Source organism: Clostridium zeae (assembly GCF_017312485.1).
GTDB classification, from domain to species: Bacteria; Bacillota; Clostridia; order Clostridiales; family Clostridiaceae; genus Clostridium_AR; species Clostridium_AR zeae.
Genome location: NZ_BMBA01000001.1, coordinates 949,621 through 962,636, shown reverse-complemented (window position 1 = coordinate 962,636; position 13,016 = coordinate 949,621). Strand labels below are relative to the sequence as shown.

The window sequence follows — 13,016 nt, the reverse complement described above, 5'->3', positions numbered from 1 at the left end:
AATGGGGGAATTAAATGGAATGTCCGTACTGTCATAAAGAGGCTAAAAAAGGTTTCATATATACAAGAGAAGGTTCTTTAAAATGGATTGAAGAATCAAATGATAAAGGGCTATTTTTTAACGCCTTTGCTAGTGGTGTAGTAATGAGAAACTATGAAGATTTAAATAAAATAGAAGCTTATTATTGCAAGGCTTGTAAAAAGATGATTATGGATGTATTTGAGTAAAAAATAAAGGTATGCAAAATTAAGCATACCATTTTTTTATATTTAGACTTTTCTCTATAATATTAAAGTCTTTATCTTGTAAATACAGTATCTTTAATTTACAACAATTGAATGTTCCTTTTTATCAGTTACTTGACCTATAATTCTTGCCCATGGAGTATGGCATTCCATCCTAGATAAATATTCTTTGGCATCTTTCTCTGGCATAGACAGTAGTAGTCCTCCTGAAGTTTGAGGATCAAGAAGTACATCATGCATTTCCTCAGTAACATTAGTGCCAGTACTAAATATGTCTTTTAAATAATCTTTGTTATTGTACATTCCCTCTGGAATAATTCCCATACTTGCATATTCTAAAACTTTTGGAAGTATAGCGACTTTATCACTAAAAATTTCAATTGTCTTATCACTTCCGCTAGCCATCTCGTAACCATGGCCAATTAAGCTGAAACCTGTAATGTCAGTACATGCATTTACCTTTAAGTTTGCAAAGGATTCTTTTGCAAACTTATTTAATTCAGTCATTATTTTAGTAACTTCTTTTATTTCATCAAGAGTTAATAGCTCAGCTTTTGCAGCAGTATTTAAAATACCGATGCCAAGTGGCTTAGTTAAAACTAGTACATCACCAGTTTTAGCATTGCTATTAGTAAGTATTTCACTTGGATGAGCAAAGCCAGTAACACAAAGTCCATATTTAGGAGTAGGATCTGCTATTGTATGTCCTCCTGCAATAATTGCACCAGCTTCTTGAACCTTACTATATCCACCAGCTAAGATATCATGCATTATCGATGGATCTAAGCAAGATGGAAAGCATAATAAATTCATTGCTACAGCTGGATTTCCTCCCATAGCGTATATATCACTTAAAGCATTTGCAGCTGCTATTTGTCCAAAAGTATATGGATCGTCTACCATGGGCGGAAAGAAATCAACGGTTTGTATTACTACTTTATCATCAGATACCTTATAAACAAGGGCATCATCTTTTTTATCAAAGCCTACCAAAAGGTTAGAATCCTCAAATTTAGGTAAGTTTTTTAGAACAGAATCTAAAACACTTGGTCCTATCTTAGCAGCACAACCTGAAGTTTTAGTAAGTGAAGTTAGTTTTATGTTATTGTCCATTATATTATCCTCCAGTACTTTATGTCAATTCAATAATAGCTCGCTCATATAGTAGCTTCTTTATAGCCACTTAATTTCAACAACACTATTAAATACTTTATTATTATAAGATTTCATGGAATTGTCTATAATCAAAATAAGTCTCTATATTAATCATTATAAATGAAAATTAATAATTTCAGTAGTTTAAATGTGTAGTTTTAAGTTGTGAATTTGTATAACTTTCAGCAGTAATATATAATTTATAATTGTTATGGATGTACCACTTCATAATAAAATATATATTTTCAAATTCTTCTCTCAGAACCCAGAGGAGTTTTGAAAATAGTTTTCGGATTGAAGTGGCACATCTATAGAAAAACATCAGAAAGATGAAACAGAAGGAAGAAAAATGAAGAAATTAAGTGTAACAAATGATTTTAAAAGTATAGTATTAAAAAATACAAAATTAATAGATTTAAGAGCTCCGATCGAATATGAAAAAGGAGCAATGTTAAATTCGATAAATTTACCTATATTGTCTAATGAAGAAAGGCATATTATAGGTATTTGCTATAAGGAAAAAGGTAATGATGAAGCTACTAAACTTGGATATAAGCTTGTAGCTGGAAGCATAAAAGAGGATAGAGTAAGCTCATGGGTGAATCAATTTGAGGAAGATTCAAATACAATGATTTATTGCTTTAGAGGGGGATCACGCTCAACTATAGCACAGAACTGGATATATGAAGCAACAAATAGGGATATAGTGAAGCTAGATGGAGGATATAAGGCTTTTCGTAATTATCTTATAAATTCATTAGAGCCAGAAAACATTAAAGCAGTGCCATTAGTTTTAACTGGTTATACAGGTTCAGGTAAAACAATATTATTAAATAATTTAAAGAACTCTATAGACTTAGAGGGAATAGCTCATCATAGAGGCTCTACCTTTGGACATTTTGTGACGCCACAACCAACACAAATAAATTTTGAAAATAACTTAGCTTATAGTGCGATAAAACATGAAGCTAAAAATTATAAATATATGATTTTAGAAGATGAAAGTAAAAATATCGGAAAGAGCTTTATACCTAAAGAGTTTTATAATTATTTTCAAAGTGGAGATGTAATATTCTTAGATGCTACTATAGAAGAAAGAGTTTATAACATATTGGAAGAATATGTTATAAATGGTCAAAGAGAGCATATTGAAGCACTTAAAGATAGAGATTTAGGATTACAGGCATGGTTAGACGACATGGTAGCTAGCATGGAAAGGGTTAAAGGTAAGCTTGGCGGAGATAGGATGAAGGTAATAGATGAAGAACTCAAACTTGCTTTTAAAACTCAAAAGGATACCAATGATGTAGATAAACACAGAAATTGGATAGAATTATTTCTAACTAACTATTACGACCCAATGTATAAGCATTCTTTAGAAAAAGCTAATAGAAATATAGTATTTAGAGGCAACAGCAGAGAAGTATTAGAGTTTGTTGAAGGTTTGGAGCAGTAATTAAGAAGAAAATCCTATAATATTTTTTTCCTTAAGCAACTTGGTTATATATTAAATTTTATTTTCATAACAAATTAGCTATTTTCATAATATTATAAATATAGATGTTATTTTTGCTTAAAACTCTATATTAATAGGTAAATTGTTTTAAGGAGGAAGTTTTATGTCAGCAATACAGATGGGACCAATTTTATATGTTCAAAATAAAACCAATGAGGATTTAGAAAATATATTTTTTACATTGGATTATCATGATAAAGAGGCAGTATATTGTTTGTGATAAACTTCATTCAAATGACTTCTCAAACATAAAAGTGGCAGTTAGCAAAATAAATGCTGATGGTTCTTTAGTTTTTGATGTAATCTTAAATTATGATCCACTTAAAACACATTAAGAAAAACATTATAAAAGCTAAGTCAATATAAATGAGTTCAGGTAACTTTTGTAGCTGGACTCTTTATTTTTTTTATAGGAAATTGTATGAAGTTTATATTAGGCAAAGTCAGTAATTTTAATCACTTAGCTAGTTTTTTTATATATTATATATTTAACTTAATAAAGAAATCCATTATAATTTATTACAATAATGTGAAAAATAATAAGTACCACTACATATATGTTAACTTTCGTTTCATAAAATACTATGGATTTAAGAGGGGTGATTAAAATGAAGAAGACTCAGATAATTGTTGTTGTAATTATATTAATTATTGCTGGTGTAATCTTTACTTCGTATATAAATGAAAATAAACATACCGATAAAGCTGCCGTAGCACCGGCTTCTAATGCAGATCTTGCTTTTGCAGTACTTGGTGATGTCCATGATGATATTGAACATTTTAAAGGGGCAATTGATGATTTGAATACAATAAATTCTAACATGGATGCATTAGTACTAAACGGAGACACAGTTGGGCAAGGCATAGAGACTCAATATGCTTCAATGAAGAAAGAATTGATTGAAAATAAGAATTTGATCCCTAAAACAATTATTAAAAATATAGGTAATCATGAGTTTTTTGATTACAGTATAAAAGTTAATTCGCCAGAACAAGTTCAAACTTTCATAAAAAGATATCTTGAGTTTTCAGGCGAAGAAAAGGTATATCATGATACCTGGGTAAAAAACTATCATTTTATATCTCTAGGATCTGAGGACGGGAATTCTAAAACCATAGACTCAGTTTCAGCTTTTATATCCGATGAACAGTTGAATTGGTTTAAAGAAAAGATAGGTGAAAATTATCAAAAAGGAAAACCTATATTTGTATTCTTACATCAACCTCTAGATAGTGGAAATAAAAATATGGCTTCTTCTAAACAAAGTAAACAAGTCAGAGAAATACTTTCGAAATATCCTGAAGCAATTCTGTTCACTTCACACACACATAGAGATTTAGTTGAAAGCAGTGTTGTGGTGGATCAACCCTTTACTATGATACATACAGGAGCTGTTTATTATACTGTTATACCTGATGCAAATAGTAAAGGAGGTAGAAAAAACTTACCTTACATTAAGGGGTTATATGTGGAAGTTAACGGAAATAAGGTTGTTGTTAAAGGAAGAGATATGAAGGAAAATAAGTGGATATTTACAAAAGAAATTAATAAATAATAGCTTTTTAAACCTATTGCTAAATAAGAAATTTATAGCAGCAGTTTATATTATGTATTTACTTTCAAATACGATATCTATAAAAAAGAGAATTACATATCTTGCTGTAGGAACAGTAATACTTTTGGCAGCAATACCAATGGTGATATGGGGATGAGAGGAGGCTTTGGATTCGGTGGTAACAGCATTAATACAACCGATTTACTGAACCACCCATCCTTTTTTTTGTATCATATTGTCTGTGTGTTTTTGAAACATCTTTCAACCATTCATCTATTTCGTTTTTGTAGAAATACTTCTTATCATTTACTGTGAAGTAAGGAAACATCATTCTAGTAAATATTTTTGATTGGTCTAATGCAGCTTTTTCAGTGTTAATTATTCCTTGAAGTTCTGCTTCAGGCATATCAAGATATTTGGCTGCTTGAGATAAATTTAAAACATTACTCTCAATTGAAGGGCTAGTTGAAATTTGTGGCTTTGCGGATTTTGATAACGAATAACCTACAAAAATTGAACCAAATACTATGGATAAAGAAAGTAGAATAATTGAAATTGATAATACTTTTTTATTTTCCAATACATTTTCACCTCTCTAAATAATTACTTTTACTTATAGGTACTTGTTAAAATGAGGGGAATAACAATTTACTATTCTTTAGATTTAGAACTGTTTTTGAGTTTATTCATTTTCTAAGCTTCTGAAATATCTTGTGCAACATAGCTCACCCAAATAGGAAAAAAGCCTGTATTAAGTGCAACAGTTGTTGAAGCAATATTAGGGCTCCAAGTAGTATAAAATGGCATCATATCACATTTTTCAATTTCATCAGCTAGTGTTTTTACAAGATAGGCAGCTAGACCTTTATTACGATGTTCTGGAAGAGTATCTATACCGATTTGCCATAACTTACCCATAGTTTCATCAGCACCAGCTAAGGCAACAAGCTGATTTTCTTTATACGCTCCAAAAGCTATAACATCATTTTTATAGTTTAATGCGTTGTTAAAAACTTTGTTTATATATAAATCTCTTATATTATCTTTATAAAATAATTTATATTCATAATCACAAGGCTTATTTATAAGCTTATCATTATGTAAATACAAATATCTAACTTGTTCGCCTCCAAGCATTTTTCCAAACTCTCGTAATTTAGCTTCAATAGCAAATAAGTTTTCTCTGTTTATAATGAAGTGTGCTGGTGTCGTTGAAAAATTTTCTACACACCATTCATAAATGAGTGGATCTACTTTTATAACTGCATTTTTCCCAAAGGTAATTACATTAAAAAATGTGTCATTAGATTGGATGAATACATTGTCATTTTGTTTAAATAAATTTGGAGAGCAATTCCATAGGATAGCTAGTTGCTCCTGGGCAAAGTTTATTTTACTTGATTTGTTCATAAAGGGCACCACCTTAATTTGTTCACATTACTGTAATAAGGTAAATCCTCATCAAATAGTAGCAATTTATCTGTTTGGTAATGTTGATATATGTATACATTATACCATTATTATCCATAAAATTCATTAGGAACATTATAAGAGTTAAGATGAAAGAAGTTGACGTATTGGGTCAATAATCTTAATATTAGAGTTAATGAATTCTTATATCGAAAGTTGATTTATACTCATTCGAAAATTACGCACTTATGACTTTTAAAATGAATGAAGTAATAGTTGGGGTAGGAACTTTATAGACATAGCAAATGTTAAGTTATTGGTAAATCAAAGATATTAAGGATTTACTATTAAAATTATTGGTGATGTTAAAGCACTGTGTTGAAATTAATTGGTTAATCATCCGACGCTTTAATGAGCTTACGCAAAGAATTAATATGATTTTGTCATATTCCATGGCTAAAACTGTAAACTCACTACGTTCGAACAATACAGTTTATTAACGCCATTCCATCTGAAAAAATCATTTAATTCTAATAGCTCGCTCATATAGCGTCTCCTGTATAACCAATTAATTTCAACAATATCCTTAAACATAGCCAAATTATTAAAAGAAATTATAGGAGGATATCAGTATGGCAGATATTAAATTTGAGATAAAAGAAAGTTTAGGAACCCTTTCAGAATCATCTAAGGGGTGGAAGAAAGAAGTAAATCTGATTAGCTGGAATGATAAAGAAGCTAAGTATGACATTAGAGAATGGGACTCAGAACATAAGAAGATGGGTAAAGGTGTGACCTTCTCTAAAGATGAAATGAAGGAATTAAGAGATATTTTAAATAATATGGATTTATAAGATAAAGTTTAAATCTAGATTCATGTTTGGTTACGGAAACAACAAGTAGATGGGAGTAAAAGATGTATATCATAATTATATTATTATTAGGTGTTTTCGCTATAGTAGCACTAAATTTTAAAAATATAGCAAATTCTAAAGAAGATCAGTATAATGCATTTATTGAGAAAGGAAATGAATTCCTGAGTAGTGGTCAATATGATAGTGCACTTGCTGAATTTGATAGGGCAATTGAAATAGAACCTACTGATATTGGTACCTATTATTTAAAGAGTAGTATACATCTTAAATTAAATGATTTTAATAATGTTATTTTGAATACAACTAAGATAATAGAAATAGATAAGTTTAATCCGTTAGCGTATTATCTAAGAGCATATTCATATCTACAAAATAAAGATTTTGATAAAGCAATTAAAGATTTTTCTGAAAGCATAAATATGAATATTTCAGCAGAGTATTTACCTTCAGCATATAGTGGCAGAGGAGAGGCATACCTTGGAATTAAGAATTTCATGAAAGCCTTAGATGATTACAAAAAAGCAATTAGTATGGATGATAAAGAATATTTGTATTTTAAGAATATGGGACTTATATATTTAAAAGTCAGAGGATATGGTGAAGCTGTAGAATATTATTCAAAAGCAATTTCTCTTAAGCCTGATTCTAGTGAATGCTTTAACGATAGAGCCTTTGCTTATATTTTATTGAAAGATTATGAAAATGCTTTAGCTGATGTATTAAAAGCTAAAGAGCTAAATCAAAGTTTTGCAGCTTTATACAAAAATTATGCCTATATACAAATAAAACTAGGAGACATTAAGTTTGCTGAAGAAAGTATTAAGAAAGCAATTGCACTTGATTCAAATAACGGTGATTTTTATATTATACTAGCAGCGATTAATCTGATAAATGATGAACATGAACCTTTCTATAATAATTTAGAATTGGCTGAAAATATTGGGATAAACTTTTTAGATTATTTTCAAGATGATATGTTTGACAAAGTGAGAAATAGCGATAGGTTCTTAAAGTTCTATAGAAAATTGTTTTTTTAAGAAGCGGTAATTTAGTTAGCAAGTTTATCAATAAATGTATTTTGGTCATCTTTAATAAATATACCATTAGCTAATTTGCATTATCAGTTGATGAGAATAATTAAATGAAAAAGATGATAATATAACTGGAAATATAAGAAACTTTAATATAAATTCATTATTTATCTAAATTTGGAATATCAATTGACAAAAGATAATAAAATATAATATAATTTTATTATCAAATAAAGAAGTATAGTTAAAAGGGAGTAACTGCCTTGAAAAAGGTGATACAGTCAACATACTGACCATTGGTCTGGTTGTATCGTAACTAATTTTAGTTAAGTGAGACTTTTAACACAATGAATTCATTGTGTTAGAGGTCTTTTTTGATGTTAAATATTTTTTCATCAAAAAAGATTTCTACACAGTGTATGTTTGTTGTGTTGAAAGTCTTTATTTCTGTATAGCAAAGTATAAAGTTTTTAAGCTAGATAAACCTAGATATTTCAATGGCTTTAGAAGCATTTTATGGCTATACAGAAAAAACAAATCTTATTCGCCTGCAAGATTTTCCTCATATACATTCGGAAATGCAGATGCGCAAAAAAATCTGCTGAAGAAGGTCGCTTCAGCGATTTTTAAAATTTTAATTAATAAATTAAAGAGAGGAAAGGAGATTTAGTCATCTTAAGTAAAGCTATCATAATAATTAAGGGGAGATAAAATATGGCATCATTCATCAAAGCTTTGCTGCTAGTAGTAGTCGCTGAAATGGGAGATAAGACTCAGCTTTTAGCGATGGCTATGGCAAGCAAGTATAAAGCAAAGCAAGTGCTTTTGGGAGTTTTAGTAGCTACTATTTTAAATCATGCTTTAGCCGTTGCGGTTGGAAGTTATTTGAGTACTATGATACCAATGAATGTGGTTAAAATAGTTGCTGCAGTTTCTTTTTTAATTTTTGGTCTTTGGACTATACGTGGAGATAAATTAGAGGATGAAGAAAATAAAAAGGTGAAATTTGGACCTATAGTTACAGTTGCAATTGCATTCTTTTTAGCTGAGATGGGAGATAAAACTCAACTTATGACTATAACTATTGCTGCTGAAAACTCGCAGCCTTTGTTCATCTTAATGGGAACAACAGTGGGAATGCTTATAGCTGATGGAATTGGTATTTTAGGTGGTGCATGGATGTGCAGACATATACCAGAAATATATATAAAATGGGTGGCAGGAATAGTATTTATGTTTTTTGGAATTTTAACTTTATATAATTCTGTACCAAATTCATTCTTAACACCTTTATATATTTCTTTATTTTTAGGAATACTAGGAGTACTTATATATTTATTTGGAGTTAAATTTGCATATTTTGGACAGGTTTGTGAAAGAAAAGTTGTAAAAATGGAAGAGTCTGAAGTTGTGAATGAATAAAATTTATTATTAATCAAGGAGTGAAGTTAATGGATGAAAGGTTTAACAATCTAAAACTAGCCGAGCGAGGAGCTAGAGTAAGTATTCTTGCATATATTGCATTATCTCTAGTTAAAGTAGGAATTGGTTATATATCAGGGTCAGAAGCACTATCTGCAGATGGAATTAATAATACAACTGATATAATAGCTTCTGTTGCTGTGTTAATCGGACTTAAAATATCAAGAATACCAGCAGATGAAGATCATCCTTATGGACATTTCAGGGCAGAAACCATAGCCTCGCTTGTTGCTTCCTTGATTATGATAGCAGTGGGACTAAATGTATTGTATAATGCAGTTCAATCGATTATTCATTTTAAAGCAAAAGCACCAGATTTGATATCAGCTGCAGTGGCTGTTTTATGTGCAGGAATTATATATGTTGTGTATAGATATAATAAGAAAATTGCAGTTAAAATAAACAGTGCAGGTCTTATGGCTGCAGCTAAGGATAATCTTTCTGATGCCTGGGTGAGCATTGGTACTGCAACTGGAATTATAGCCTCACAGTTTGGATTACCATGGATTGATCCACTTGCTGCAGTTATTGTTGGAATACTAATAATTAAAACTGGGTGGGATATATTTAGAGAATCCTCTCATAATCTTACTGATGGCTTTAGTAAGGAAGAGCTGGATAATATAACTGAGAACATAAAATTAGTGGCTGGTGTTGAAAAAGTAAAAGTGATACGAGCACGTGCTGTTGGTAATAATATTCTTATAGATGCTACTGTAGGTGTTAATTCAGATTTAAATGTAGTTCAGGCACACAGTATCACTGAAGAAATAGAAAGAAATTTAAAAAGTAATTTTAATATTGCAGAGGCAATGATTCATGTAGAACCAAATGAATAATTTAATAGATGGGTGCTGTTAAAGCACCGTGCTGAAATTAAGTGGTTATCCATCCGATACTTTAATGAGCCTACGCAAAGAATTAATATGATTTTATCATATTCCATGGCTAAAACTGTAAACTCACTACGTTCGAACAGTACAGTTTATTAACGCCATTTCATCTGAAAAAATCATTTAATTCTAATAGCTCGCTCATAGAGCATCTCCTTTATAACCACTTAATTTCAACAATACTCTTAAATAAGCCAATAGATAATATTATGAAATTATAGACAACAAAACCTTAACATAAAGCATATAGAAAGTATTTGTAATAATACACTTAAGTTCTGTATTAAAAAAATGTTGGTAGTTATACAGGTTCATGAAGAGCAATTGATTTAGTTTGATATTGCTTATAAATTAGAATTTTCTCTAAATTTCTAGGCAAATAGTTAATAAAATTTGACTGAATGTGGATACTCGTGATAATATCACATTAAGTACGATTTTAGAAAAAGCAGATATTTTTAATAAAAAAAGGGAAATATAATAAATAGATGCTTATAAAAAAAGATGAATGAATATAAGTTAATTAAAAATTACTCTAGATTTATATTTATTCACGTTTTTTTATAAATGCAAAAAATATTTATACAAGAAACTTTACAGTGCGGATAATTTGAGTTTATTTTCAATCTTTGCGAAATTATTAAAGTTGCACCACTTCAATATAAAAACATTTTTAATATTCTACTGTTTTTTAAAGCAGAAACTTTAAAATAATGAAGCAATATGAAGTGATACATAGTTATAAATTCCTTAGACAAAATAACTTTAGAGATGAAAAACTTTAATAGGTAATATTGATGATCGGAATCAAAAAATTATAGCGATATTAAAAATTTAGTAGTAACTAAGTTCTATTTTTTATTCTTTTGAAAATTATAATATTTAAAAGATTATATTTTATCATAAGAAAAAGGTGATTTTTATCGGGATAAAGAATACAGAAGGAGAATTTATTGCTTTCCAGAATTTCTTTAGATTAGTTTGGAAAGGGTAGATGCGCAGAAAGATCACTAATTTAAAAGCGTGCTAGCAATTCTCCATACCTCTAGTTACAAGTTAGGAGAAAATATGATAAATAAAGTTAAAAACAGAAGTAGAATAAAGGTTATACCTTTAGGCGGGTTAGGAGAGATAGGTAAAAATCTAACTGTTTTCGAATATGAAGACGAGATAGTAATAATAGACTGTGGATTAGCTTTTCCAGATGAAGAGCTTCTTGGAATTGATCTTATAATTCCAGACATAGCTTATCTTCAGAAGAACAAGGATAAAGTTAAAGGGTTTTTTATAACTCATGGACATGAAGATCATATTGGTGCTTTACCATATGTTTTAAAACAATTAAACGTTCCTGTGTATGGAACAAAATTAACTTTAGGGTTAATTGAAAGTAAGTTAGAAGAACACAAAATACTCAATGACTGTAGTTTAAATCTGATAAAAGCAAGTGATATAGTAGAGATAGGCAATAATTTCAAAGTTGAATTTATAAGAACAAATCACAGTATAGCAGACAGTGTATCTATTGCTTTGCATACGCCAGTAGGTATAATAGTTCACACTGGAGATTTTAAAATTGACTTTACACCAATTGATGGAGAAACTATAGATTTAAATAGATATGCACAATTAGGTAAAAAAGGTGTACTTCTTCTAATGGCAGATAGTACAAATGCTACTCGTAAGGGATATACAATGTCTGAAAGCACTGTTGGTGAGGCTTTAGAGAATCTTTTTCTAAAGGCAGATGGCAGAATAATAGTAGCTACTTTTGCATCAAATATCCATAGAATACAGCAAATTGCTAATGCTTCTGTAAAGCATAATAGGAAGATTGCATTAAGTGGAAGAAGTATGGAAAAAATATGTAAAGTTGCTATTGAACTTGGATATTTGTCTATACCTGAAGGTGTATTTATAGAATTAAATGATATTAAAAAATATGCAAATGATAGAATTACAATAATCACTACTGGTAGCCAAGGTGAACCAATGTCCGCATTAACAAGAATAGCACTTGGAACTCATAAGAGCATTCAAATAGAAAAAGGAGATATGGTTATTATCTCAGCAACACCTATACCAGGAAACCAAAAGCCTGTTTCTAATGTTATAAATGATTTAACAAAGAAGGGTGCTAATGTAGTTTATAAGTCAATAGAGGATATACATGTTTCAGGGCATGCTTGTGAAGAGGAAATTAAGCTTATTCATACCTTGTTAAGACCAAAGTTCTTTATGCCTGTACATGGTGAATATAGACATTTAAAAAGACATGGTGAAATAGCGGAAAGCATTGGAATGGATAAATCAAACATATTCGTATTAGAAATAGGAGATGTTTTAGAAGTATCTAGAAAGAAAGCTCAAAAAGCTGGTAAGGTAATTGCGGGAAGAATCCTTATAGATGGATCTGGCGTAGGAGATGTTGGTAATGTGGTACTTCGCGACAGAAAAAATCTAGGTGAAGATGGTATTATAACCGTAGTTGTAGTTATAGATAAAGAAAGCAAATCAATAGTTTCAGGACCAGACATAGTAACAAGAGGCTTTGTATATGTTAGAGATTCAGAGAAATTAATTAAAGAGATTAGACAGATAGCAACTGAAAGTATAGAGAAATGCCTAGAAAACAATGTAATGCAGTGGTCAGAAATAAAGAACACTATAAGACGAGAAATAGATGGCTTCATATACAGAAAAATGAAGAGAAAACCTACAATTTTGCCAGTTATTACTGAGATATAAACCTAAACATCTGGTAATGTAAGTGTGGTATGTAAAAGAGTTCAGTCAAGATTTGTTGGCTGAACTCTTTGGTTTTGTGTAAGAAAATTTCTTTATATGTGACAT

The 13,016-nt window shown here is 29.9% G+C and carries 11 protein-coding genes; 8 read left to right on the top strand and 3 right to left on the bottom strand.

Annotation, left to right across the window (positions count from 1 at the left end; genetic code table 11):
* The first annotated feature begins 14 nt into the window (after nt 1–14).
* Nucleotides 15–227 carry a PF20097 family protein gene (locus tag J3477_RS04320; RefSeq protein WP_206868327.1) on the top strand — a complete coding sequence of 71 codons (213 nt, stop codon included), beginning with the start codon at nt 15–17 and terminating at the stop codon, nt 225–227.
* A 93-nt stretch (nt 228–320) separates the two neighbouring features.
* On the opposite strand, the gene selD is transcribed toward J3477_RS04320, so the two are convergent.
* A complete protein-coding gene (gene selD / locus J3477_RS04315; protein ID WP_206868326.1) occupies nt 321–1,358 on the bottom strand; it encodes a selenide, water dikinase SelD in 1,038 nt (345 codons plus the stop codon).
* Between the two features lie 391 nt (nt 1,359–1,749).
* Between selD and mnmH the strand changes: the two genes are divergently transcribed.
* Both mnmH and J3477_RS04305 read left to right on the top strand, forming a co-directional pair.
* Entirely contained in the window at nt 1,750–2,856 is a 1,107-nt protein-coding gene (mnmH, locus tag J3477_RS04310; protein ID WP_206868325.1) for a tRNA 2-selenouridine(34) synthase MnmH, read from the top strand.
* 668 nt (nt 2,857–3,524) lie between these two features.
* A complete protein-coding gene (locus J3477_RS04305) occupies nt 3,525–4,472 on the top strand; it encodes a metallophosphoesterase family protein (RefSeq protein ID WP_206868324.1) in 948 nt (315 codons plus the stop codon).
* Between the two features lie 187 nt (nt 4,473–4,659).
* On the opposite strand, the gene J3477_RS04300 is transcribed toward J3477_RS04305, so the two are convergent.
* Together J3477_RS04300 and J3477_RS04295 are read right to left on the bottom strand one after the other, a co-directional pair.
* Entirely contained in the window at nt 4,660–5,052 is a 393-nt protein-coding gene (locus J3477_RS04300) for a hypothetical protein (RefSeq protein WP_206868323.1), read from the bottom strand.
* Nucleotides 5,053–5,165: 113 nt separating this feature from the next.
* A complete protein-coding gene (locus J3477_RS04295) occupies nt 5,166–5,882 on the bottom strand; it encodes a GNAT family N-acetyltransferase (RefSeq protein WP_206868322.1) in 717 nt (238 codons plus the stop codon).
* Nucleotides 5,883–6,514: 632 nt separating this feature from the next.
* Between J3477_RS04295 and J3477_RS04290 the strand changes: the two genes are divergently transcribed.
* From J3477_RS04290 to J3477_RS04270, 5 genes are all read left to right on the top strand, one after another.
* On the top strand, nt 6,515–6,736 hold the full coding sequence (locus tag J3477_RS04290; protein WP_206868321.1) for a YdbC family protein: 222 nt from the start codon (nt 6,515–6,517) through the stop codon (nt 6,734–6,736).
* Between the two features lie 62 nt (nt 6,737–6,798).
* Nucleotides 6,799–7,794: a tetratricopeptide repeat protein gene (locus J3477_RS04285; protein ID WP_206868320.1), complete on the top strand. Its 996-nt coding sequence runs from the start codon at nt 6,799–6,801 to the stop codon at nt 7,792–7,794.
* Between the two features lie 708 nt (nt 7,795–8,502).
* Nucleotides 8,503–9,210, top strand: a complete 708-nt coding sequence (locus J3477_RS04280; RefSeq protein ID WP_206868319.1) for a TMEM165/GDT1 family protein — start codon at nt 8,503–8,505, stop codon at nt 9,208–9,210.
* A 29-nt stretch (nt 9,211–9,239) separates the two neighbouring features.
* Entirely contained in the window at nt 9,240–10,109 is an 870-nt protein-coding gene (locus J3477_RS04275) for a cation diffusion facilitator family transporter (protein ID WP_206868318.1), read from the top strand.
* A gap of 1,122 nt (nt 10,110–11,231) precedes the next feature.
* Nucleotides 11,232–12,911 (top strand): ribonuclease J, encoded by a 1,680-nt coding sequence (locus J3477_RS04270; RefSeq protein ID WP_206868317.1) that lies wholly within the window; start codon nt 11,232–11,234, stop codon nt 12,909–12,911.
* Nucleotides 12,912–13,016: the final 105 nt, after the last annotated feature.

Coding starts and splice junctions, on each gene's coding strand:
- J3477_RS04320 (WP_206868327.1), top strand. CDS start 15: ATGGAATGTCCGTACTGTCATAAAGAGGCTAAAAAAGGTTTCATATAT.
- selD (WP_206868326.1), bottom strand. CDS start 1,358: ATGGACAATAACATAAAACTAACTTCACTTACTAAAACTTCAGGTTGT.
- mnmH (WP_206868325.1), top strand. CDS start 1,750: ATGAAGAAATTAAGTGTAACAAATGATTTTAAAAGTATAGTATTAAAA.
- J3477_RS04305 (WP_206868324.1), top strand. CDS start 3,525: ATGAAGAAGACTCAGATAATTGTTGTTGTAATTATATTAATTATTGCT.
- J3477_RS04295 (WP_206868322.1), bottom strand. CDS start 5,882: ATGAACAAATCAAGTAAAATAAACTTTGCCCAGGAGCAACTAGCTATC.
- J3477_RS04290 (WP_206868321.1), top strand. CDS start 6,515: ATGGCAGATATTAAATTTGAGATAAAAGAAAGTTTAGGAACCCTTTCA.
- J3477_RS04285 (WP_206868320.1), top strand. CDS start 6,799: ATGTATATCATAATTATATTATTATTAGGTGTTTTCGCTATAGTAGCA.
- J3477_RS04280 (WP_206868319.1), top strand. CDS start 8,503: ATGGCATCATTCATCAAAGCTTTGCTGCTAGTAGTAGTCGCTGAAATG.
- J3477_RS04275 (WP_206868318.1), top strand. CDS start 9,240: ATGGATGAAAGGTTTAACAATCTAAAACTAGCCGAGCGAGGAGCTAGA.
- J3477_RS04270 (WP_206868317.1), top strand. CDS start 11,232: ATGATAAATAAAGTTAAAAACAGAAGTAGAATAAAGGTTATACCTTTA.